Origin of the sequence: Polaromonas hydrogenivorans (assembly GCF_040105105.1) — a bacterium.
Classification (GTDB): Bacteria; Pseudomonadota; Gammaproteobacteria; order Burkholderiales; family Burkholderiaceae_C; genus Polaromonas; species Polaromonas hydrogenivorans.
Window position 1 is genome coordinate 949,644 of record NZ_CP157675.1, and the last position, 22,459, is coordinate 972,102.

The following is a 22,459-nucleotide window of genomic DNA, read 5'->3' on the forward strand; positions in this document are numbered from 1 at the left end:
AAAAATGAACCAGTCACCGAAAAAATGGACGCGCGGCTTGAGCGTTCTGGCCGGCATCTGCGCCGCCGCTGCCGCGCTGTCGGCCGGCGCCGAGAGCATCGTCACCGGCGGCAAGACCGGCACTTACTACGCCATCGGCAGCAACCTGCGCGACTTCGTGAACCCGGCGCTGGAAGTCAAGGACTCCAAAGGGTCGTGGGCCAACGTCGAGGACATGAGCCGCACCAAGGGCGTGACGCTGGCCATCGTCCAGTCGGACGTGTATTCGGCGTTCGTGCAGCTGCGCGACTCCAAGGAAGTTCCCGAGGCAACGCGCCGCGAATACGCGCAGCTGCTGGCCAATCTGCGCGTCTTCATGCCGCTGTACAAGGAAGAAATCCACTTCCTGGCGCGCAAGGACGACCCCATCGAGTTCATCCACCAGATCAAGGGCCGGCCGCTGTGGATGGACATGGAGAAAAGCGGCACCTACCTGACGGCGCTGAACATCTACAGCAAGCTGTTCCAGGAGCGGCCCAATGCCGTCGAGCCGTTCATCAACACCACCGCCACGGGCGAGGACGAGGGCACCAGGCGGCGCCGCTCGGCGCTGATGGCGCTGAGTGACCCGGCTTACTACAAGGCCTACCCGAAGATTGATGTCATGGTGCTGGTGGGCGGGCAGCCGCTCGGCCTGCTGGAGAAAAACCTGCCGCCCAACTTGAAGCTGCTCAAGTTCGACCCGGCGCAGCCCGGCGCGGCCAGGGTATTGCAGGACTATCAGAAGGCGGCGATTCAAAAGAGCAGTTATCCGCTGCTCAATATCGCGGGCAGCGAGTCGCCGTCGCTGGCGGTGGATTCTTATTTGATCACCGCCAATTTCGCGGACCCGCAGCGCAACCAGTACATCAAGGATTTCGCCGACCAGTTCTGCACGAATTTCAGTGTGTTGCAGGAGCGCGGCCATGCCAAATGGAAGTCGCTGACCTGGCAGCCCGGATCAAGCCTGCCGCCGGTGGCCACGGGCTGGCAGTATTCCGACAAGGTCAAGGAGCGGCTGGCCGGTTGCCGCATCAGCGCTGCAGCGGCTACGGCGGCCAAGCCCAGCGCCTGCAGCCCGCAAGACCGCGTGACCGGGCTGTGCCGCTGATTTGTGAATGAAAAACGGCTTTTGCGCATGCTGGACATGCGCAAGCAGCTACTAAATCAGTAGCAACAATAAATCTGTTCCTTGGGCTGATTTAACGCAGTCCGAAATACGACAGGATCACGCCGATGATGACGACCAGGCCGACGATGTAAATGATGGTGTTCATGATGATGTCCTCTGTGGGATGACGGGCGTTCCGATGCGGGCGCCTTCTGAATACCAATCATGGCCGCAGTCCCTGCCAACGGCTGTAGGCAGCCCGACTCAAAAACCGTCGGACAAACCCTCTACGGCTTTGGCGGCTGAATTTCCGCCGCTTCGATGAGAAACTGCACGCGCCGGATGCCTTTCCACTCATTGGTATCGAGCCGGAACGCCAGCGTTACGCGCGCCGGCAGGGCGTCGGTGTGGCCGAACCAGATGCCATCCACCGGCTCTCCCTGGTGCTTGAGCTTTAGGGACAAATGCTTGTCGTCGCCGACCAGCCGCTGCGACACCACCTCGACCTCTTCGCTGAAGGTGGGCGCGGCAAAGCCCTGGCCCCAGACTTCCTTGTGCAGCGTATCGACCAGGTCGGCGCGCCGGTATTCGGGTGCCAGCGGGCCGTCGGTTTCCAGGCGCCGTGTCAGGGTGGCGGCATCCAGCCATTCTCTAGCCACCTGCTGCAGGCCGTATTCAAACTGCTCGAAATTTTCCTCGGCAATCGTGCAGCCGGCCGCCATCGCATGGCCGCCGAAGCGCAGCAGCACGCCCGGATGGCGCTTGGCGACCAGGTCGAGCGCATCGCGCAGGTGAAAGCCCGGAATCGAGCGGCCCGAGCCCTTGAGTTCATGCTCCTTGCCCGGCGCCTGGCTGGCGGCAAACACAAAGGTCGGCCGGTGCAGCTTGTCCTTGATGCGCGAGGCGACGATGCCGACCACGCCTTCGTGGAATTCCGGGTCGAAAATCGCAATCGCTGGCGGCGGTTCCTCGTCCTCGTCAATCATCGCGTCGGCGGCCAGTTGCGCCTGGTCGCGCATGCCGGACTCGATCTGGCGGCGTTCGCGGTTGATGCCGTCGAGCATCTGCGCCAGCTCGTCGGCCCGCGCCGCATCGTCGGTCAGCAGGCATTCGATGCCCAGCCGCATGTCGGCCAGCCGGCCGGCGGCATTGATGCGCGGGCCGAGCGCAAAGCCGAAATCGAAGGTCGTTGCGACGGGCGCCTGGCGGCCGGCGGCCTTGAACAGGCTGGCAATGCCAGCGGGCAGGGCGCCGGCCCGGATTCGCTTGAGGCCCTGCGCGACCAGGCGGCGGTTGTTGGCATCTAACTTGACGACATCGGCCACGGTGCCCAGCGCGACCAGCGGCAGCAGCGTGTCGAGCTTGGGCTGATGGGCTGCGTCGAACACGCCGCGCTCGCGCAATTCGGCGCGCAGCGCCAGCAGCACGTAGAACATCACGCCGACGCCGGCCATGGACTTGCTTTCAAAGCTGCAGCCGGGCTGATTGGGGTTGACGATCACGTCGGCGTCGGGCAGCCCGATTTTTTCGTTGAACAGCGCGGGCAGATGGTGGTCGGTCACCAGCACTTGCAGGCCCAGCGCCTTGGCCCGCGCCACGCCGTCGATGCTGGCGATGCCGTTGTCCACCGTGACCAGCACGTCGGCGCCGGTCGCCTTGACGCGCTCGGCAATCGGCGCGGTCAGGCCGTAGCCGTCCACCACCCGGTCGGGAACGAGGTAGCCGACGTTTGTGGCGCCCAGCAGCTTCAGGCCGCGCAACGCGACGGCGCAGGCGGTGGCGCCGTCGCAGTCGTAGTCGGCGACCACGCAGATATGCTTGCCTGCGGCCATGGCATCGGCCAGCAGGAAGGCGGCTTCGCGCGTGCCTTTCATTGAAGACGGCGGCAGCAGCCGGGCCAGCCCGTCGTCCAGTTCTGCGGCCGCATGAACGCCGCGCGCAGCATACAACTGCGCCAGCAAAGGGTGGATGCCGGCCTGCTGCAGCGCCCAGAGGCTGCGCGGGGGCACGTCGCGTACCTGGATTTTCATGATGTGATGATTGGGTTTGTGATGATTACTATGATTTTCATAGCTGCTTGAGCACGTCCAGCGTGCGCAAAGGGCTTAAAAGGCTTGAAATCCGGGTCCACAGGCCGGCCCGGTGGGTCTCGAAGGTCTGCGCGCTGTGCTCGCCGCACAGCGTCAGCCGCACAGTTTCGCCGGCGCGCTGCCGGGCCAGCAATCCGGCGATTTCACCAGCGTCCAGCGTTGCCCAGGCCTGCGCGTAGCCGGCCCAGTCTTCCTTGAAAACCGCCTGCGCCAGGCTGCGCGGTGCGCTGACTTGCGCCCTCTCCCCCTGGGAGAGGGTTGGAGTGAGGGCCTCCCCGAATTTGGCGGGCAAGGCGCCGGTGCCGCTGATCCAGAAGGAATTGACCAGCAACTGGCGCTGCATCTCCCGTGCGTCGTTGAACGGGTGGATGTACAGCAGCATCTGGATTTCGTTTTGCAGCCGGCGCAGCGGCCTGGCCTGCGCGCTGCCCGGCAGCCACGCATCGACATTGCGCGCCATCACCCGGTCGAGCGAGGCGGTCGGCAGGCCCCGAAACAGCTCGCCCTCGGCCAGCCAGCGGCCGGCGGCCAGGTAGTGCAGCGTGATGCCGTCGGTTTCAAAGTAGGGCTGCATGATCGCCAGCAGGGCGCGCGATGCGCTTTCCGGCAATTGCAGCACCGCCGGGTCGCTCAGGGTGGCATGCAGATGTCCCATCGCCCAGTGGCAGGGCGTGATCCAGGCCCAGGCCTTGTCATGGCCGGCCTGCAGTTGTTGCGCCGCGTCGCTCGCGGCCCAGGGCATCAGGCCGTCCGGGGTTTGCAGCGTGGCCAAGCCCAAGGCGCGGGCCAGTGCGCGTTCGTGGGGCGGCGACAGCGATTCCGGGTTTTGGGTGTCGTTTTCTACCAGCTTCATGCCCTGCAGCAACTGGCCGAGGCTTTTGAAGCTGTCCGGCGGCAGGGCGTGCAGGGTCGGCAGCCAGGCCTCAGCGCTGCAGGCGGCAAAAGGGATCAGCAAATGGGAGGTTGAACGGGAGGTCGAATGGGCGCGCATCGCCCTATTGTCCGGGATGCCACAATCGCTGCCATGCAAATTCCCTATGAGCTGATTTTGGGCTGGCGCTACACCCGCGCCGGCCGCGCCACCCGGCGCAACGGTTTTATTTCCTTTATTTCCGGCGTTTCCATGCTCGGCATTGCGCTCGGCGTGGCCGCGCTGATCATCGTGCTGAGCGTGATGAACGGCTTTCAAAAGGAAGTCCGCGACCGCATGCTGGGCGTGATCTCGCACATCGAGGTGTTCGCGCCGGGCGGCGGCGCGCTGCTGGACCCGCAGAAAACGCTGGCCGAGATACGGGCCAACCCAAATGTCGTCGGTGCTGCAACTTTCATAGCTGCCCAGGCATTGCTGGCGCGCGGAGAGGACATGAAAGGCACCATGGTTCGGGGCATTGATCCGGCGCTCGAAGGCCAGGTCACCGACCTGGCCGTGGAACTGGGGAAAACCGCTTTTCCCAAGCTCGTCAGCGGCGAGTTCGGCGTGGTGCTGGGCGGCGAACTGGCGCGCGCCATGGGCGTTCGCGAGGGCGATACCGTTACCTTGATTGCGCCCAGCGGCCAAGTGACGCCGGCCGGCGTCGTGCCGCGCCTGAAAACCATGACCGTGGTCGGCACCTTCGATTCGGGCCATTTTGAATACGACTCGGCGCTGGTCATGATGCACCAGGACGACGCCGCCAAGATTTTCCGGCTTGAAGGGCCGACCGGCATCCGCATCAAGCTCAAGGACCTGCACCAGGCGCGGCAGGTGGCGCTGGCGCTGTCGCAAACCCTGAGCGGCGACCTCCTGATCCGCGACTGGACGCGGCAGAACAAGACCTGGTTTGCCGCCGTCGAGCTGGAAAAACGCATGATGTTCATCATCCTGACGCTGATCGTCGCAGTGGCCGCCTTCAACCTGGTCAGCACGCTGGTCATGACGGTGACCGACAAGCGCGCCGACATCGCCATCCTGCGCACGCTGGGCGCGAGCCCGAAAAGCATCATGGGCGTGTTCATGGTGCAGGGCGCGATGGTCGGCGTGATCGGCACGCTGTCGGGCCTGCTGCTGGGGTTGGGCGTCGCTTTCAATATCGACGTGATCGTTCCGGCGCTGGAGCGGCTGCTGAACGCCAGCTTCTTGCCGAAAGACATCTACCTCATCAGCCGCATGCCCAGCGAGCCGCAGTACGCCGACATCATGCCGATTGTCGTGATCTCGCTGGTGCTGGCTTTCCTGGCAACCATTTATCCCAGCTGGCGCGCCAGCCGCGTGAACCCGGCGGAGGCCCTGCGCTATGAATGATGATATGACCCCCACGCTCCCCACTTCGTGTGGTTCGCTGCCCCCCGAGGGGGCCGCTGCGCCTGCAGTCCGGCAAAGCCGGTCCTGCGGCCCTGACTGGCAAGGAGACGAGGCTGAATCCGAATTACTCCTTCCCCCGCTGGGGGAAGGCCGGGATGGGGGCCTCCCCGAACCCGCCCAACCGCAAGGCGAAGTCGTGCTGCGCGCCAGCGCCCTGACCAAGCGCTTCACCGAAGGCCGGCTGGACGTGACCGTGCTGCAGGGCGTGGACCTGCAGGTGCATCGCGGCGAAACCCTGGCCATCGTCGGCACCTCGGGTTCGGGCAAAAGCACGCTGCTGCATTTGATGGGCGGACTCGATGCGCCGACCAGTGGACAGGTCGAGCTGAAAGGGCAACTCCTGTCCAGCCTGTCGCCTGCTAGCCAAGGTGAATTGCGCAACCGGCACCTCGGCTTTGTCTATCAGTTCCACCATTTGCTGCCCGAGTTCAGCGCGCTCGACAACGTCGCCATGCCGCTGTGGATTCGCCGCCTGCCGCGCGATGAATGCGCGCGGATCGCGACAAAAATGCTGGCCAGCGTGGGCCTGGAAGACCGCATTCACCACCGCCCGGCGGAGTTGTCGGGCGGCGAACGCCAGCGCGTGGCCATCGCCCGCGCCCTGGTCACGCAGCCGGCCTGCGTGCTGGCCGACGAGCCCACCGGCAACCTGGACCGGGTCACCGCCGACGGCGTCTTCCAGCTGATGCTCCAACTCGCCCGCGAGCACGGTACGGCGTTCGTGATGGTGACGCACGACGAAGCGCTGGCTGCGCGCTGCGGGCGGCAGCTGCGGCTGGTGCTGGGCAAGCTGTCGGAGGCGGCCAGGTAAGCAGAAAAAGCTTGAAAGCGAGCGTTGACGGTGAAAAACTGAGTTGTAAGAAAATGATGCATTGCCATCAAAAACATCAATCAGTTTCATGTCAAGAATTTTGCCCTCTTCATTCCGTGCAAGCGCAGCCTTCAAGACATTGCTCTCTGACAGGCGTTTGCCCGGTGAGCGAGTGGCCGGCGCTTTTTGGAAACACCATCCGGTTGCCGATCAGTCCGCCAGGACGCTGGTTGCCGCCACCCTGGCTTTTCATCGCGCCACCCAAGGGTGTCTGGTCAAGCTGACGCCAGCGGGCAATTACCAGGTGGCGGATCGGGGCGCTCATGCCGACTGGTGCGGCGATCCGCTGGGACGACGAACTTTTCTGGACAGGGCTGTCAATCGCCCCCAAGACTGGTTGACGCTGGATGACCAGTTAACGCCGCTGGAGCAGGAGATGGTCGCCGCGGCCCAAAGCCTGTCCCGGTCGCTGGGGCCGCAAGTGCCGCTGCTGGCAACCGTCTTTACGCCTCTGACTCAAGCGCTGATGCTGGCTGGCCCTGAGCGGCTGCTTGAACATTTGCAATCATCGCCAGACCTGGTCCGCACCGGGCTGCAACGATTGACTTACGGCACTGAGCGATTGATCGCGGCCTACCACGCTGTCGGCGTCACCGGGATCTATCTTGCCGCCCAGCATTTATCAACAAATACGCTTTCGCGTGAAATTTACCGGCAGCATGGCTGGGATAGTGATGATCGGGTGATGGCGGCCTGTGAATATTTTGAAGGAAATATTTTGCATATTCACGGCTCGCCGATTCATTTCGATGGGACGCCCACGGACGGGAACTGGATGACTCACTATGAGTTAGGGCCTGACAATCCGTCGCCAGAGACTTACCGGGCCATGAGCCGCTGTCCTGCCGCCATCGGTTTGCCTCTGGAGGTCTGGGATGATCCGGGTCATTTAAGGCAGGCCATCAGCACGGCCCTGTCGCGCTTTGGGCAGCAGGGCGCACTGTTAACAGCTCCCTGCGTCGTGCCGCTGGCGGTTCCCGATGAACGCATCGCTTCGTGGATAAAGAATATCAATCATGTCCACTGAACGACTGCTTGATCATGGGGGGCCGGTGAACAGTCCATTCACGCCTTGGGCGCGCGGCGCGCTTGATGAACCTGTGTTTGCCCGTTTCGCCGCTTTTGCGCGCCAGCAGCCAGACCATCCAGCGGTCATTGAAGCCGGGCGTACCTGGAGCTATGGCGATCTTTACCGGCTGGCGCTGCGGGTCGCTGCCTGTATCGAGCAGGATGCGCCTTCTCCAATTGCCGTATTGCTGCCCATGGGGGCTCCGCTTGCCGCCGTTTTCCTGGGAGCATTGGCCGTCGGCCGTCCTTATGTGCCACTCGATCCGGCATTTCCGCCGGAACGCAACCGCCTGATCCTGGAGCAGGCGGGCGCTGGCTGCCTGATCAGTGACGCGGCCGGGCAGGCATTGATGGCGTCAACACCCGGCATGCCACCACTGGTCGATTTCAATGCGCTGGACGAATGCCTTCCCTCGGGGCTGGCGGGCTGTGCTGAAAGCATTGCCTACATCATCTACACCTCGGGCAGCACAGGGCAGCCCAAAGGCGTCTATCAGGACCAGCGAGGCCTGCTTCACGATGTCTATCAGTACAGCCACGCCATTCATCTTCATCCGGGTGATCGCCTGACGTGGCTCTATTCACCCAGTGTCAATGGAGCGATTCGCGACATTTACGCAGCGCTGCTCAATGGCGCCACGCTGGTGTCGATCAACATCCGTGACGTGGGCCTGGGTGGCTTGGGCCGGCGGGTCGCGCAGTGCGGCATTACCGTTTTTCATGCCATTCCTGCACTGTTGCGGGCCTTTTTGCAAAGTGGGCCTAAGCCTGAGAACCTGGTGTCGGTGCGGCTGGCCTATGTCGCGGGCGACAGGTTTTTTTCCAGTGATGTGGACATGTTTTATGAGCACTTTCCCCACCGTTGCCTGATTTACAACGGAATTGGCTCGACAGAATGCGCCACGCTGTATCGGCACTGGTTTCTTGGCGTTGACCGTCAATTCGATAGCGCGGTGGTGCCCGCCGGTTACCCGGTGCAGGAGCGCGAGACCCGACTGCTGGACACGAAGGGCCAAGCGGTTGCAAGGGGTGAGGTTGGCGAGGTGGAGGTTTGCAGTCCCTTTGTTGCCCGTGGCTACTGGCGCAACCCGGAATTGTCCCGGCAGGCTTTTCGCGAAGATCCGGAGCGTCCGGCCTGGCGCCGTTTCATGACAGGCGATCTGGCGCGGGAACGAGCCGACGGCCTGCTGGAGTTTGTTGGACGCAAGGATGCCCAGGTCAAAATTCGTGGCCACCGCGTGGAGCCCGGCGCCGTTGAGGCTGAGCTGCGAAGTCTTCCTGGCGTAGAGGATGCTGCGGTGGTGCTGACGGGAACCGCCGTGGCGCCTGAGTTGAGCGCCTGGCTGTGCGGCAACAAGATGACGCAGGAATCACTGCGCGAACTGTTGCAGGGCAGGCTGCCCGCCGCTTCCATTCCTGCGAACTTTCACTGGCTGGAGCGCATTCCGAGACTCCCCAATTTCAAAACTGACCTGGCTGCGTTGAAACGGCTCTTGCCGAAAACCAGTCCGCTCGAAGAACCCGAACACCCAGGTGATGCGTTGCACGGTGACGACAGTTCCCTGGAGATCCGGCACAGCTTGGCTGCCTGCTGGAATGAAGCGTTGCAGCGTCAGGGTTTCATTGATCCCATCGTTTCCTTTGCCGATCAAGGGGGGGATTCCCTGGCTGCCATGAGCTTGCTGGTGTTGCTGGAAAAGACGCTTGCGCGTTCGCTGGAAGTGGGCCTTGTGCATGGCAAGCAGACATTCGAAGGTCTGGTGCAGGCCCTGATGGTGCCCGACATGCCCAGGACCAGGCTTTATGTGGTGGTTCGCCCTGGCAGTTCCAGCTTTCCCTGGCTGGCCGGTTTTTCTGCCAGCCTGCCAAAGAGCATCCAGGTGCAGATAGTGCCGCTGCCGCTGGTGTATGAAGAGGCTGTGTCCGCCAGCTTCATACAGACGCTGGGCGCGACGGTTGCCGCCTACATAAAGAAGCAGCCGGCAGCCGGTCCGGTGCATTTACTGGGCCTTTCTTTCGGTGCCCGTATTGCTTTTGACGCTGCTTGCCAGCTGGTTGCCGCAGGCGTTGCGGTGGGCGCGCTGATTGCTGGCGATATGGGGCCGGCTTTTTATCAAAAAAGCTGGCCGGCTCGTTTGCAAAAACGAGGCTGGCAAATGATGCAAATCATGACGGGGCGTGAACGGCTCCAGTTGAAAAAGAAAGCTGTTGCCGTGCTGCGCCTGCTGTCGCCATCGATGCTTAAAAAACTATCCGCTGGTGGGCAAAAATTTTCAGGATCGGAAAATGTGCCTGATCAGAAAAATATGCTGATGGATGCGCTGGTAATTCATCACGCACGCAACTGGCAGCCTGGCTATTTTCCGGGCACTGTCACGGTGCTTGTCGCCACCAAGGAGCTTCATCGGGGCGGCGTGCCTGATGATCTTGGATGGGGGCCTTATGCCGGTGGGCTGGCCTGCATTGGCGTACCCTGCGAACATACTGAATTGCTGGGGGAGGCCACCGCAATCGCTGTGACCCAGCATATTCTGGGCGCTATGAAATACAAGCCATGAAAAAAGACAGGCCAGGGCCTGTCTTTTCAGGGAAGCGCAAGAATCTTTTTTACTTGCCGGTGGCAGCTTTCACATCAGCCTTGCCTTCGGCCTTGACTGCCGTGGTGGCGGTTGCCGCATTCACTTTTTCGGCTTTGGCGTCAACCTTGACCTTGTCGGCCTTGGCGGTGGCGTTGACGACGGCCTTGTCGGCTTTGGCATCGGCCTTGACATCGACTTTTTCAGCCTTGGCTTCAGCCGCGACCTTGTCTTGCGGCTCGGCTTTCACGGCTTTTGCATGGGCTTTTGACTTGGCCTTGTGCGCTTTGGTTTTTGCCTTGACCTTGGTTTTGGCAGCGGTCACTTCGGCTTTTTCCACCTTGGTGTCGGCCTTGGCATCGACCTTGGCTTCGGCTGCGCCGGCTTTGGCGGTTGCATTGTCGGCCTTGGCTTCAGCTTTCACGACTGCAGGCGTAGCAGGCGTAACGGCTGGAGCCGCAGGCGCCTGGGCAAATGCGCCCGAAACAAACAGACCGGCGATCAGGGTAGCGAGCAACTTGTTCATAAAAGCCTTTAGGTTAAATTAATTGATGCAACGATTTCGTTACATACAAGCTATTAACGAGGCAGGGTAGCCATCAGTTGACCATGCTTACATGGCGTTGCAACTTGAAGGCCGGCGCAGCGTGCGGCGATTTCATTTCAAACAGGCCAGCGAGCGCTGGTCAAGCATAATCACCGGCCCGGCGCCTTGCGCATTTCGGTGGGCTCCTCCAGGGTTGAAGCCAGCCTGTCATCAAGCTGCTCCTGACCATCGCCTTCGCTTTCAGAACAACGCCACACTCACGCATGACCGATCACTACACCACACTGGGGCTCAACAGCGCGGCGACGCTGGCTGATGTCAAAAAAGCATTTCGCCAGAAAGCGTCCTTCTGGCATCCCGACAAAAACGCGGCAGCCGATGCGCCGGCACGCTTTCGGGCGGTGCAGCAGGCTTATGAAGTGCTGTCCGATGCCGACAGGCGCCAGGCCTATGACGACAACCGCCGCCGCAACCTGCTCGACAGTCCGCTGGAGACGGCGCGGGAAATCTGGACCCCTTATTTCAACCAACTGCTCTGATCCTTGATCTGATCGCTGGGCCAGCGCAAAGCCCATGACATGAAAACCCCCGGCCTTATGAACATTTCCCCCTTTTTTATCAACCTGCATTCGGCCTACCAGGCTGAAATGGATGACCTGACCTTTGACTCCGACGGCCGCGACGTGCTGCCCCAGCGGCTGGCCGCCAAACGCAAGGAAATCGGCTTCCTGGTGCAGATGATGGAACTCAGCCCCGAGATGGTGGCGGTCATCTTTCACCAGGGCTTTGCCTTCAGCCAGCCTGCCGCCATGGACCACCTGCTCAGCCACGAAGCCGATGAATTCCCCGAATGGAGTAGCCTGTCGGGCGGCATCGAACTGGCGCCGTGGACGCGCGAACTGGTCCAGGTCATCCTGCAGGCGCCAAAAGGCGAATGGTTTTTGACGCTGGCGGCGGGCCTGCACTACATGGCTGGCAAGCCGGTGGCGGCGTTCGCCGGGCAGGGCGACGAAGACAGCGAAGACAGCGAAGACAGCGATGACGACGACACCGATGGGCCGGACGATTTCGACGATCACGAAAGCGATGAGGTGCGCGGCGACGCCCGCGACCGCGACGCGGCTGGCGCCAGCTGGCTCGAAGGGCATGGCTTTGACCGCAAAGACTGACCGGCAGATGTACCGCCAAAAAATCAAACCAAGCGACTTCAAGCCCTTATGAACCATTTAGCCCTGATTGAAAAAACCCAGACCTTGATTGCCGCCGGCGACATCGTGGGCGCCGAGTCCGCCCTGGTCGAACTGGCCGACACCGAGGGCGATGCCGCGCTGATGGTGGTGCTGGACCTGCTGCCACCCAAGGACATCCTGGCGGTCATCCGCGAATACGACAACTCGAAGGAATCCATCGTCAACCTGCTGGTCACGCCCGAGCAGTTCGCGCGCGCGGTGGTGATTGAAAAGCAGTACAAGGATCTGACGCGCACCCACCTGCGCGGCATGATGAACGCCATCATTTTTCGCGAAGACGCCTATCCGCTGGAGTTTTTGACGGCCATCGGCGACCTCGAAGGCGGCAGCGAGGCGCTGGCCGACTACTTCACCGAGAAATGGGACCGCATCGAGGCCTTTGCCTGCAACGGCACCTTCGATGCGATGAAGGACACCGGCGAGCTGCGCTCCAAGGCCGACCTGCAGGCGGTGGCCTATGAAAAACCGCGTGTCGAGCAGGACGAGATTTCCGACCATGACTGGATGGAGCTGGCCTGGCTGCTGCGCTACGAAATCCCGGACCTGTTCATCGAAATGCTCACCGTGCTGCGGGCCAAGGCGCGCGCGCACGATGCCGGCCTTGACGAGGAAGAGGACGACGAGATGCAGGACGACGACGGCAAGGTCGAGACCGGCGACACCGACCGGGGCCGGGCTACGCCGGCGGCCCGCGAGTCGGACGAGGAATCGGCCATCTGAGGCCGGCCCGGCCCGCACCGCAACCCTATTTCACGATGCCCATGCACCCTTCAGCCACCGCTCCGACTGCTTCGCCCACTTCGCCCGCTTCGGTCTCGCTCTACGATGCGCGCCCGTTCTTTGAAAAGGCGCTGCGCTTCGGCGTGCAAAACGGCATCATCGACCGCGAAAAACTTGACGCCATCCGCGCCGATGCGCCCAAGGGCATGGTGCAGATTGCGCGCTACTTCGGCAACGAGTTCCTGCGGCCCGACCTTGAAAAAGCGAAGGATCGCATCGTCAACCTGGTCAGCCTGTACCTGCAAAGCAGCTGTGGCGGCGACTTGCGGCAGGCCGCTGAATCGCTGCGCGACCATTCGTTTTTGTCGCGCTCCAAGGGCGGCTCGGACCTGCTCAAGGCCTTGCTGGCCTTGCCCGAGAGCACTGTCTTTCATGCCAGCCTGGACAGCGGCGCCGAGGCCGGCGGCCCGCCCAAAGGGCTGGCCGAGTGGTCGCTGAAGAGCTTTGCCGATTACCAGGCCGAACTCGCCAGGCGCAGGCCGCTGCAGCAGGAAAAAGACGCCGCCGTCTGGCTGGCCGGGGAACTGGGCATGGACGCCGAGGAACTCGAAGAGGCCCACACTCACGCCGAGGCGGTGATCCGCACCGCGCTGCTGGCGATGGCCACCCGGCGCACCGAGATGCCCGATTGGGTCGAGTTTGAAAAAATGGTCGCCGCGCTGCGCAAGAAGTACCGCGCGGCCAAGACTCGCAGCGCCGCGCAGGCCGGAAAAACCAGCAGCGCCAGCGCCCGGTCGCTGACGGTATCCCTCGCGCTGCCCGCGAACCTGCCCGATGAATTCAGGGACGTGGTGCAGGCCGTGCTGCAATCGGTGCAGGCCGACCTGCCGCAGATCCTGGACAGCGCGCTGACCGCCAGGGCGTTGTTCGCCAACGACAGCGAAGACCATCATCCGCCGCTGCTGGGCCGCTATTTCTGGGTCGAGGACATCGCCAGCGAGATGGAGCACCATGAACGCTCCGTTTCCCAGGCGTGGGACAAGGTGACCGGCGGAAACTGCGACGACGGCTCGCTGCTGACGCTGATGGTCTGCGTCGCGGCCGGTGCCGCGCCCAAGACCATCCTGAGCGAAAAAGCCGCAACCGCCCTGGTCCGCAAGATCCAAAAGCCGGGCGCCAAGGCCGCCTTCAACCCGGAACTGGCCCGCCAGTACATCCTGGAGCATGCCCCGGTCCAGCACCAGGACGCCTACCTCCAGCTGTGGGCCGACTTCATGGACGAGGCCCAGTCCACGCTGCAAAGCGATTCAACCTATGCGCTCAAGGATGCGCTGGCCCTGCTGCGGCGCGAATGCCATGTGACGACGTGAACCGGCGCTGCGTCTGCTGAGCGCTTGCCTCTCGACCTGTCAGGACATTTCCTGACATGCCTGCTCGGTGCTTCCAATGTTATGCTGCACTGCAACATATTCATGAATCAGCCAGGCGTTAAGAGCGGCCGGCATGCCGAAGGTGCTGCCTCAAGCCCTGGTGCCGAGACATGAATACTTTGCCCCAAGCCAAGGGCTTGCCCATCCATTGCATTGAATAACGACAGACAGGAGGCGCCTTTGCTTTTTGAAAGACGTAGCCCACAGCCCATCAGCCTGGCCCTGCAAGGCGGCGGCGCCCACGGTGCATTCACCTGGGGGGTGCTCGATCACCTGCTCGAAGACGGCCGCACCGACTTCGAGGGCGTCAGCGGCACCAGTGCCGGCGCCATGAATGCCGTCGTTCTGGCCCACGGCTTGAATGATGGCGGCCGCGATGGCGCACGCGCTGCGCTGCACAGGTTCTGGACCTCGGTGGCGGACAGCCTGCCGTTCGAGGTGGCCGTGCCGTCCCTGGATGGCCAGAACGTCAGCCTGCTTCCCGCCCTGAAAATGATGATGCACTGGGCGCACTATTTCTCGCCGCACCAGCTCAACCCTTTCGATCTCAACCCCTTGCGCGACATTCTTTTGGCGCAGGTCGATTTCGAGCGCCTGCGGGGCGACAGCCCGGTCAAGCTGTTCATTGCCGCCACCAATGCGAATTCCGGCAAGGTGCGGCTGTTCCGCTCGCCCGAGATCAGCGCCGACGCCATCCTGGCCTCGGCCTGCCTGCCGACCATGGCGCGGCCGGTCGAAATCGACGGAGAGCCCTACTGGGACGGGGGCTATGCCGCCAATCCGGCGGTCTATCCGCTGTTCTACGAATGCAAGAGCAGCGATATCCTGATGGTGCTGCTCACCCCCATGAAGCACAAGGGAACGCCGCACAGCGCCCAGGAAATCAAGGACCGGGTGCTGGAACTGGCCTTCAATTCCACCTTTTTGCGGGAAATGCGCATGTTTGCCCATGCGCGCGAGTATGCAAAGGAATCGTTTTTTCGCATCGGGCGCTTTGAACGGCGCCTTGTCCAGACGAACTTTCATGTGATTGACGCCCCGGAGCAGATGAACGAGTTCAAGACCGAAACCAAGCTGGCGGCGAACATGCAGTTTTTTGAACTGCTGAGAAACCTGGGCCGCGAGCGGGCCAGGGGCTGGCTGGAGGCGAACCATGGCGAGATCGGCAGGCGTTCGACGGTTGATCTGGCCGAATTGTTTTATTAGCGCTGGCGGATTTGTTTTCGTCGAAATAGACTTTTTTTGAAAGGAGTTCTGTCATGAAAAATCCATTTATGAGCATGTTCCTGAGCGGTGCCAACAAGATCGCCGGAGCGGCCCGCGCGCAGGCCACGGCCGCCGTCAAGCGGGAAGCGGCCAAAAACACCAAAGAGATGACCAAGGCCTGGACCGATGCGCTGATGCCTAAAGCGCCCACGGCTGCCGCGCCACGCAAGAGAAAAACCACCAGGAAGTGATTTGCTATAAAAACAGTAGCTATACACGCACGCTGGTATTGCTCAAAAGGCTGTTTTTGTCATAAAAACCGCCTGCCGGCCCTGCAATCCTGACGCCGTCCGTGGAGTCAAAGAATCCGGTTGAACCACAGCAGCGACAGGCTGGCCGACAGCAGGCCGAGGACGGCGGCGGCCAGTGCCAGCAGCCCCGATATCTCGGTTTCCTTTTTTTCCACCGTCAGCCGCGAACTCAGGGTTTGGTAAACCTTTTTCAGATCGTTTGCCGTGCCGGCATAAAAGTATTCGGCCTGGGTGGCGCGGGCAATGCCCTTGAGGGTTTCCTCGTCGAGCTTGACGCGCATCGACCAGCCTTCAAAACCGATGGTTTCGCCTTCCACCGTGCCCACGCCCACGGTATAGACCCGGATGCCCCGGTCCGCGGCCACCTTGGCGGCGTCGAGCGAATCGATGCCGGTGGTGCGCTGGCCGTCGGTCAGCAGGATGATCGCGGCCGAGGTGTAGGAGCCGGGCGCGACCGGGGTGAAGGCTTTCTTGCCGTTCCCGTCGTCCTTTGCGGCCTGGTCCAGCGACACGCCGTGCTTGCGTTCCCGGCCGGTTTCCATCGACTCCAGGTCAATGCCGGCTTCGGGGAACAGTTCGGCCAGCGACACGATGATCCCGTTGCCAATGGCCGTGCCGCGCTGCAGCTGGAACTTGTCAATCGCCGCCGTCAGGTCTTCGCGGTTCACGGTGGGCGGCTGCACCACGGCGGCGGTTCCGGCAAAGGCCACCACGCCAACCCGCACATTGCGCGGCAGATCGGCCAGGAAAGCCTTGGCGGCATTTTGCGAGGCCACCAGCCGGTTGGGCAGGACATCGGTGGCGCGCATGCTGCCCGACACATCCATGGCCAGGATGATGGTTTCGTTTTGCGAGGGCAGGGTGATGACGGCCAGCGGGCGCGAAGCGGCCACCAGCATGGCCGCCAGCGACAGCAGGAACAGCAGCGGCGGAATGTGCCGGCGAATGCTCTGGCCGCTGCCCATGGCTTCGCGCACGATGGACAGGCTGGCGTAGCGCAGGGCCATCTTTTTCTTGCGCCGCAGCAGCCACACATACGCCGCCACCAGCAGCGGCAGCGCCAGCAGCAGCCACAGGAACTGGGGCCAGAGGAAGTTGACGGGAACGGTCATGGCAGTTCCTTCACGCAGGGTTCAGCCGGCGCGCGCCAGGTGGGCCGGCAGCCTGCCTGCCGCCGCATGGGCACCGGATAAACGGCTGCGCTGTTTGCGCAGGTCGGTAAAACGCATGATGGCGCCTGCCAGGTCGTCATCGGTCGAGAGTTCGAGCGTGTCCACGCCCGCCCGCGCCAGGGCTTGGCGCAACTCGGCTTCGCGCTGGGCCGCGATGCGCGCAAAGCGCCTGCGAAAGCCGGCGTCATGGGTATCGACGAGCAACTGCTCGCCGGTTTCGGCGTCCGTGATCGGAATCAGGCCCAGGTCGGGCAATTCCAGCTCCAGCGGGTCGAGCAGGCGCACGGCGACGACCTCGTGCCGCTGGGCCAGCAGTCCCAGGGGCTTTTCCCAGCCGGCCTCGGTGATGAAGTCGGACACCACGAACAGCGTGGAGCGCCGGTGCACCAGCTTGGCGGCCGACTCCAGCAATTCATGCAAGCGGGTCGGGCCGACGCTGGCGGTTTCGGGGCGCGTGCGCAGGGTGTGCAACAGGTGCAGCACATGCTGGCGCCCGCCGCGCGCAGGGATGGCCGCATCCACGCCGGCTCCGTAGAGCAGGGCGCCCACGCGGTTGCCGCGCTTCGTCAGCATGCGCGCCAGCACGGCGACGAAGTCTGTGGACACTTGGCGCTTGCGCTGCTCGCCGGAGCCGAAATCCATCGACGGGCTCAGGTCGAGCAGGAACCAGGCGCTCATCTCGCGGTCTTCGGTGAACACGCGCACATGGGGTGCTTGCAGCCGCGCCGTCACGTTCCAGTCGATATGCCGCACGTCGTCGTGGTACTGGTATTCGCGCAGGTCGGCCAGGTCCATGCCGGTGCCGCGCAGCAGCGTGCGGTAGTCGCCCTGCAGCAGGCCGTCGAGGCGGCGCAGCACTGTCCATTCGAGCCGGCGCAGCAACTGGTCCGCGCTTTCGGCAGGGGTTGAGGAGGCCGGCGTCTGTACAACTTGTGAAAGCTTAGGCATGGCGCATTCCCCGGTCGTCCAAGTACCGGCCGCGGAACTGGCTTTGCCAGGCCGCAGGCGGGGCGGCCCCCTCGGGGGGCAGCGAACCACACGAAGTGGGGAGCGTGGAGGCTCTACTACGCAGCGAGTTTTTCATGGGCTAATGGTTTGGCAGGGGGCGGGATTCGGGCCATGATCTTTCCGACGATCTGGTCGGCTGAAAAGCCTTCGGACAGCGCTTCATAAGACAACACCAGCCGGTGGCGCAGCACGTCGGGGATCAGGTCCGTCATGTCTTCGGGCAGCGCATAGCTGCGCCCGCGCAGCATGGCCAGCGCCCGGGCGCCTTCGGTCAGGTTGATGGTGGCGCGCGGGCTGGCGCCAAAGGTGATGAAGCGGGCCAGCTCATCGAGTCCATGTTTTGCCGGGTCGCGTGTCGCCGAGACCAGCCGCACCGCGTACTGCACCAGCGACGGATCGACATAGATGCACCGGCATTCGGCCTGCAGCGCGGCCAGCTGCTCGGTGGTCGCCACCGCCGCCACCGCCACCGCCGGGCCGGTGACGCGCTGGACGATGACGAACTCTTCCTCGTCGCTCGGGTAATCGACCAGCACCTTCATCATGAAGCGGTCCACCTGCGCTTCGGGCAGCGGGTAGGTGCCTTCGGTTTCAATCGGGTTCTGCGTTGCCATGACGAGGAAAGGCGAGGGCACCTTGTGGCTGATGCCGGCAATCGTCACCTGGCGCTCCTGCATCACTTCGAGCAGCGCGCTTTGCACCTTGGCCGGCGCGCGGTTGATCTCGTCGGCCAGCAGCAAATTGGTGAACACCGGCCCCAGCGAGGTGCTGAAATCGCCGGTCTTCTGGTTGTAGATGCGCGTGCCCACCAGGTCGGCCGGCACCAGGTCGGGCGTGAACTGGATGCGCTTGAAGTCGCCGCGAATGGTGTTGGCCAGGGTCTTGACCGTCAGCGTCTTGGCCAGCCCGGGAACGCCTTCGACCAGCAGGTGGCCCTGCGCCAGGATGGCGACCATGACGCGCTCCAGGAAGCGGTCCTGCCCGACCACCACGCGCTTGACCTCGTAGAGGATTTGCTCCATCAGCTGCGCGGTGTCGTGGCCGGCGGGCGGCTGCTCAAAGCGGTTGGAATCCATGAAAAAAGCCTTTCAGAAAGGAGGCACGCCGGCTGCCGAGGCGGCGTTTTCAATCGGCACGGCAAATCCGATGCCGACAAAGGAGCGCTGCTGGTTGGGGTTGTAGATGGCCGTCACGATGCCGATCACCTCGCCGTCCATGGTGACCAGCGGGCCGCCCGAGTTGCCGGGATTGGCGGCCGCATCGAACTGGATCAGGTTGGTGAGTTGCTGCTTGCCCTCGGGCGAGCGGAAGGTGCGCCCCAGCCCCGAGATGACGCCGCTGGAAGCCGAAGGGCCGATGCCGAAGGGATAGCCCACCGCCACCACCTGGTCGCCGGGCGCCAGGTCGGCGGTGGAGCGCAGCGTGGCGGCAATCATGTCGTCGGGAATCTTGTGCGCCTGCAGCACCGCCAGGTCGTTTTCCGGCTGCACGCCGGTGATGCTGGCGGTGGACTCCAGGCCATCGGAAAAGGTGACCTTGATGGTTTCTGCACCCTGCACCACATGCAGGTTGGTCAGGATGATGCCCTTGTCCACGATGACCACGCCGGTGCCGACGCTGCGGTCTGAATGCTCGTCGCCATCCTTGCTCTTGACGGGTTTGCCCAGCCCCACCACGCGCACGACCGAAGGAATGATGGCGTCGTAAGCCTTGGCCGCCGGCGAAGGAAGGACCGTGGTTTCCAGGGTTTTCAGCACCGCTGCGTTGATGTCCTTCTGGGTCAGCTTGTGGCCGGGCGGGTGCAGCGAGAAAGACAGGCTGATGGCCAGCATCAAGGCCAGCAGTGCGACCACCGACCAGAGCAGGCGGATGTTGTGCGCCGCAACATGGCGCATGAAGCGCGTGGCGCGTGAAGGAGGTTTGGCCGGGCTGGGCGGGGGCGGTGCGCCGTTTCCGGATGTGCTTGAAGCCGGGGCCGTTGGGGACGCGTCCGCAGCATCAGCCAGCGCGTGGCCGCTACGGCTGGAGCTACTGTAAAGGGCAGGCCTTCGCATCCGTTCACCTGTAAGGGTAATGTCAAGAACTGACGGGACAAGGAATGCACCGTATCACGATTTCCGGTTTGCTGCACCCCCTGGAAAATCCGCGAAGGCCGGCTGTAACAAATGCTTTCGGTTTGTTTCAATTCGTGCCATGACCCGAGCAGGCTGGCTGCGGCAATGGCTTTGACGCAGGCGCGGCTGGCGGCCTGAACGCAAGGCGTGGCCGTGCCATATTCACTTGTGTTTCAATGTTCCGAAAACGGCCGATGACTTCTCTTTTGTTTATTTCATGACCTTCTGGATCGACACGCACTGCCATCTCGACGCTGCCGAGTTTTCCGCCGACCTGGCCGATGTCCGGGCGCGGGCGGCGGCTGGCGGCGTGATGCATTGCGTGCTACCGGCCGTGGCGGTGGGCAACTTCGAGGCGGTCCGGCTGCTGGCGCATCGGTTCTCGGACAGCTACGCGCTGGGCATTCACCCGCTGTGCGTGCCCGAGGCCCGGGACGCCGATTTGCAGGCGCTGGATGCGGAACTGGCCCTGCGAAAAGACGACCCGCGACTGGTGGCGGTCGGCGAAATCGGCCTTGATTATTTCGAGCCGGCGCTCAAGCAAAGCCCGATGCGCGAGCGCCAGGAATTTTTTTACCGCGAGCAGCTCAAGCTGGCACGCAAGCACGGCCTGCCGGTGATGCTGCATGTGCGGCGCTCGGCCGACAAGCTGCTCAAGCACCTGCGCGAACTCAGGCCCGAAGGCGGCTGGAGCGGCATCGGCCACGCCTTCAACGGCAGCGAGCAACAGGCAGCGGAATTCATCAAGCTGGGGCTGAAACTCGGCTTTGGCGGCAACGTCACCTTTGATTCGGCCCTGCAGATCAGGCGCCTGGCCAGTGGGTTGCCGCTGGACGCGCTGGTGATGGAAACCGACTCGCCCGACATTGCGCCGCACTGGCTTTACCGCACCGCCCGGCAGCGGGAAGACGGGCAAGGCCAGGGCCGCAACGAGCCGGGCGAACTGCCGCGCATCGCCGGCGTGCTGGCGCAGCTTCGTGGCATGCCGGCCGACGCGCTGGCGCTGGCCACCACGGCCAATGCGCTGCAGGCTTTTCCCAAGCTCAGGGGGCTGCTGCCGTGCTGACCGGCCTGGCGCCGCTGGTCTCCAGCAATACGCGGCTGCTGATCCTGGGCAGCTTTCCGGGTGCGGCGTCCCTGGCGGCGCAGCAGTACTACGGCCATCAGCAAAACCAGTTCTGGCGAATTTTGCAAGCCATTTGGCCATCTTGCGCAATGCCCACGGGCGCCAATAGCTATAAAATTCGTAGCGAATGGCTGTTGGCGAGGGGCTTGGGCGTGTGGGACGTGTATGCGGCCTGCGAGCGCGAAGGCAGCCTGGACAGCAGCATCCGCAAGCCGGTGGTCAATGATTTTGCGCAGCTGCTGCGCTGGTGCCCCGAACTGCAGGCGATTGCGCACAACGGCGGCGAGAGCTTCAAGCATGCGCGCCATACCGAATTGCTGGGCCTGCCGGTGTATCGGCTCCCCTCGACCAGTCCGGCGAATGCGTCCTGGTCGTTTGAACGCAAGCTCGCCGCGTGGCGCGAGGTTTTCGAGAAACATGGATTGGTCTGAATCAATGAGCACATTGCCGCTTCCTTCCAGCGCCGAGGGTGTCTTCAAGGCCTGGGCGCTTGAGCGCGCCGCGCAGCGCAGGGGCGGCCTGTCGCCGCGCTCGCTGGCTTCCTACCATTCGCTCTGGGCCGGCTGGACCGAGTTCTTGCTGGCGCACGGCCCGCTGGCCTGGAGCCAGGCCAAATCGCCCGATGTGCGCGCCTACCTCGAAGCGCTGAGCCCGCGCGGGCAGGCGCGCGGCATGCTGCATGTCAGCACCGTGACGCAGCGCCGCTACTACCGGGTGCTGAAAAAGATCTATGCCTTTGCCCAGGCGCAGCAGTGGGTTGAAGACAACCCGGTCGATGCCGGCGCGTCGGTGTCGCCGACCGAGCAGATGGATTCGCTGGTCTTTCACGCCATCGACTGGGATGCGCTGCTGCAGGCCGTGCCGCCGCCCATCGACCCGCCGCCGCAGGACCAGCCGTGGCTGGAGGTGCGCGACCAGGCCATCTTGCGGCTGATGATGCAGGCTGCACTGACCGTGGCCGAGCTGGCGGGGCTGGACATCGGCGACGTGCGGCATCCCCGGCTGGCTTCCAGCCATGGCGTGGGCGAGTTGTTTCCTGCCGGGGAAGCCGAACCCGGTCTGACTGACGCGGCCGTCATGCTCGACCTCAGCGGCGCCCGCAAGGCGCAGGACCGGCGCATCAGCCTGTCCGAAGAAGCCAGCGCCGCCGTGCTGGCCTGGCTGACGGTGCGCGCCACGCTGCCGCTGCCGCAGGACGCTGGCACGCCGCTGTTCGTCTCGCGCAAAAAGGCCGGCCGGCTGACGCCGCGCGCGCTGTTCCACCTGGCCAACCGCCATGTCAGCAGCACGCTGGGGCCGCGCTACCCCGACACCGTGCTCGCCCATGCCGGGCCGATGACGCTGCGCAACTCGTGCATCGTTCGCTGGCTGGACGCCGGCCTGCCCGAGGACGAGATACTGGCGCGCGCCGGGCTGCGCGAGGCGCAGGCTTTATTGCGCCTGCGCAAACATGTGCATGCCAGCGACGCGCCTGATTCCGCCGGTCAACAGCCATAAGGC

At 63.4% G+C, this 22,459-nt stretch carries 22 protein-coding genes; 14 read left to right on the plus strand and 8 right to left on the minus strand.

The annotated features are described in order from the left end of the window. Window positions 1-4: 4 nt before the first annotated feature. The gene (locus ABLV49_RS04575) at window positions 5-1,129 is read left to right on the plus strand and encodes a TAXI family TRAP transporter solute-binding subunit (protein ID WP_349280404.1); all 1,125 of its coding nucleotides are present in this window, start codon (window positions 5-7) and stop codon (window positions 1,127-1,129) included. A gap of 91 nt (window positions 1,130-1,220) precedes the next feature. Here ABLV49_RS04575 and ABLV49_RS04580 read toward each other — a convergent pair whose 3' ends face one another. The 3 genes from ABLV49_RS04580 to ABLV49_RS04590 form a co-directional block, all read right to left on the minus strand. Next, the gene (locus ABLV49_RS04580) at window positions 1,221-1,352 is read right to left on the minus strand and encodes a hypothetical protein (RefSeq protein ID WP_349280406.1); all 132 of its coding nucleotides are present in this window, start codon (window positions 1,350-1,352) and stop codon (window positions 1,221-1,223) included. Window positions 1,353-1,416: 64 nt separating this feature from the next. Further along, on the minus strand, window positions 1,417-3,159 hold the full coding sequence (gene recJ / locus ABLV49_RS04585) for a single-stranded-DNA-specific exonuclease RecJ (protein ID WP_349280407.1): 1,743 nt from the start codon (window positions 3,157-3,159) through the stop codon (window positions 1,417-1,419). A 37-nt stretch (window positions 3,160-3,196) separates the two neighbouring features. After that, window positions 3,197-4,210 carry a hypothetical protein gene (locus ABLV49_RS04590; protein WP_349280408.1) on the minus strand — a complete coding sequence of 338 codons (1,014 nt, stop codon included), beginning with the start codon at window positions 4,208-4,210 and terminating at the stop codon, window positions 3,197-3,199. Window positions 4,211-4,243: 33 nt separating this feature from the next. Here ABLV49_RS04590 and ABLV49_RS04595 point away from each other — a divergent pair, with 33 nt between their 5' ends. The 4 genes from ABLV49_RS04595 (at window position 4,244) to ABLV49_RS04610 (ending at window position 10,057) form a co-directional block, all read left to right on the plus strand. Continuing rightward, the gene (locus ABLV49_RS04595) at window positions 4,244-5,500 is read left to right on the plus strand and encodes a lipoprotein-releasing ABC transporter permease subunit (protein WP_349280409.1); all 1,257 of its coding nucleotides are present in this window, start codon (window positions 4,244-4,246) and stop codon (window positions 5,498-5,500) included. 139 nt (window positions 5,501-5,639) lie between these two features. Next, window positions 5,640-6,371, plus strand: a complete 732-nt coding sequence (gene lolD, locus ABLV49_RS04600) for a lipoprotein-releasing ABC transporter ATP-binding protein LolD (protein ID WP_349281599.1) — start codon at window positions 5,640-5,642, stop codon at window positions 6,369-6,371. A 61-nt stretch (window positions 6,372-6,432) separates the two neighbouring features. Continuing rightward, window positions 6,433-7,458, plus strand: a complete 1,026-nt coding sequence (locus ABLV49_RS04605; RefSeq protein WP_349280411.1) for a uroporphyrinogen decarboxylase family protein — start codon at window positions 6,433-6,435, stop codon at window positions 7,456-7,458. Window positions 7,459-7,531: 73 nt separating this feature from the next. Next, window positions 7,532-10,057, plus strand: coding sequence for an AMP-binding protein (locus ABLV49_RS04610; RefSeq protein WP_349280412.1), 2,526 nt, complete (start codon window positions 7,532-7,534; stop codon window positions 10,055-10,057). A 49-nt stretch (window positions 10,058-10,106) separates the two neighbouring features. Here ABLV49_RS04610 and ABLV49_RS04615 read toward each other — a convergent pair whose 3' ends face one another. After that, window positions 10,107-10,601, minus strand: coding sequence for a hypothetical protein (locus tag ABLV49_RS04615; RefSeq protein WP_349280413.1), 495 nt, complete (start codon window positions 10,599-10,601; stop codon window positions 10,107-10,109). Window positions 10,602-10,885: 284 nt separating this feature from the next. Here ABLV49_RS04615 and ABLV49_RS04620 point away from each other — a divergent pair, with 284 nt between their 5' ends. The 6 genes from ABLV49_RS04620 (at window position 10,886) to ABLV49_RS04645 (ending at window position 15,479) form a co-directional block, all read left to right on the plus strand. Next, window positions 10,886-11,161, plus strand: coding sequence for a DnaJ domain-containing protein (locus ABLV49_RS04620; protein WP_349280415.1), 276 nt, complete (start codon window positions 10,886-10,888; stop codon window positions 11,159-11,161). A gap of 57 nt (window positions 11,162-11,218) precedes the next feature. After that, window positions 11,219-11,791: a hypothetical protein gene (locus ABLV49_RS04625; protein WP_349280417.1), complete on the plus strand. Its 573-nt coding sequence runs from the start codon at window positions 11,219-11,221 to the stop codon at window positions 11,789-11,791. 48 nt (window positions 11,792-11,839) lie between these two features. Next, window positions 11,840-12,592 carry a hypothetical protein gene (locus ABLV49_RS04630; RefSeq protein ID WP_349280418.1) on the plus strand — a complete coding sequence of 251 codons (753 nt, stop codon included), beginning with the start codon at window positions 11,840-11,842 and terminating at the stop codon, window positions 12,590-12,592. A 41-nt stretch (window positions 12,593-12,633) separates the two neighbouring features. Next, a complete protein-coding gene (locus ABLV49_RS04635; RefSeq protein ID WP_415838092.1) occupies window positions 12,634-13,962 on the plus strand; it encodes a hypothetical protein in 1,329 nt (442 codons plus the stop codon). Window positions 13,963-14,202: 240 nt separating this feature from the next. Further along, window positions 14,203-15,228, plus strand: a complete 1,026-nt coding sequence (locus ABLV49_RS04640) for a patatin-like phospholipase family protein (RefSeq protein ID WP_349280421.1) — start codon at window positions 14,203-14,205, stop codon at window positions 15,226-15,228. A 53-nt stretch (window positions 15,229-15,281) separates the two neighbouring features. Continuing rightward, entirely contained in the window at window positions 15,282-15,479 is a 198-nt protein-coding gene (locus ABLV49_RS04645; RefSeq protein WP_011802617.1) for a hypothetical protein, read from the plus strand. Window positions 15,480-15,586: 107 nt separating this feature from the next. On the opposite strand, the gene ABLV49_RS04650 is transcribed toward ABLV49_RS04645, so the two are convergent. The 4 genes from ABLV49_RS04650 to ABLV49_RS04665 form a co-directional block, all read right to left on the minus strand. Continuing rightward, window positions 15,587-16,651: a VWA domain-containing protein gene (locus ABLV49_RS04650; RefSeq protein ID WP_349280423.1), complete on the minus strand. Its 1,065-nt coding sequence runs from the start codon at window positions 16,649-16,651 to the stop codon at window positions 15,587-15,589. Between the two features lie 21 nt (window positions 16,652-16,672). Continuing rightward, window positions 16,673-17,659: a DUF58 domain-containing protein gene (locus ABLV49_RS04655; RefSeq protein ID WP_349280424.1), complete on the minus strand. Its 987-nt coding sequence runs from the start codon at window positions 17,657-17,659 to the stop codon at window positions 16,673-16,675. Between the two features lie 116 nt (window positions 17,660-17,775). Further along, window positions 17,776-18,795, minus strand: coding sequence for an AAA family ATPase (locus tag ABLV49_RS04660; RefSeq protein ID WP_349280425.1), 1,020 nt, complete (start codon window positions 18,793-18,795; stop codon window positions 17,776-17,778). Window positions 18,796-18,807: 12 nt separating this feature from the next. Beyond that, complete coding sequence (locus ABLV49_RS04665) at window positions 18,808-19,773, minus strand: S1C family serine protease (RefSeq protein WP_349280426.1); 966 nt, start codon at window positions 19,771-19,773, stop codon at window positions 18,808-18,810. Between the two features lie 277 nt (window positions 19,774-20,050). Between ABLV49_RS04665 and ABLV49_RS04670 the strand changes: the two genes are divergently transcribed. Genes ABLV49_RS04670 through ABLV49_RS04680 form a run of 3 tightly spaced genes read left to right on the plus strand, consistent with a single transcriptional unit; the run spans window position 20,051 to window position 22,456 of the window. Beyond that, window positions 20,051-20,899, plus strand: a complete 849-nt coding sequence (locus ABLV49_RS04670; RefSeq protein WP_349280427.1) for a TatD family hydrolase — start codon at window positions 20,051-20,053, stop codon at window positions 20,897-20,899. Beyond that, window positions 20,893-21,390 (plus strand): DNA-deoxyinosine glycosylase, encoded by a 498-nt coding sequence (locus tag ABLV49_RS04675; RefSeq protein ID WP_349280428.1) that lies wholly within the window; start codon window positions 20,893-20,895, stop codon window positions 21,388-21,390. Before ABLV49_RS04670 ends, ABLV49_RS04675 begins: the two co-directional genes overlap by 7 nt. Before the next feature lie 4 nt (window positions 21,391-21,394). Then, on the plus strand, window positions 21,395-22,456 hold the full coding sequence (locus ABLV49_RS04680; RefSeq protein ID WP_349280430.1) for a tyrosine-type recombinase/integrase: 1,062 nt from the start codon (window positions 21,395-21,397) through the stop codon (window positions 22,454-22,456). Window positions 22,457-22,459: the final 3 nt, after the last annotated feature.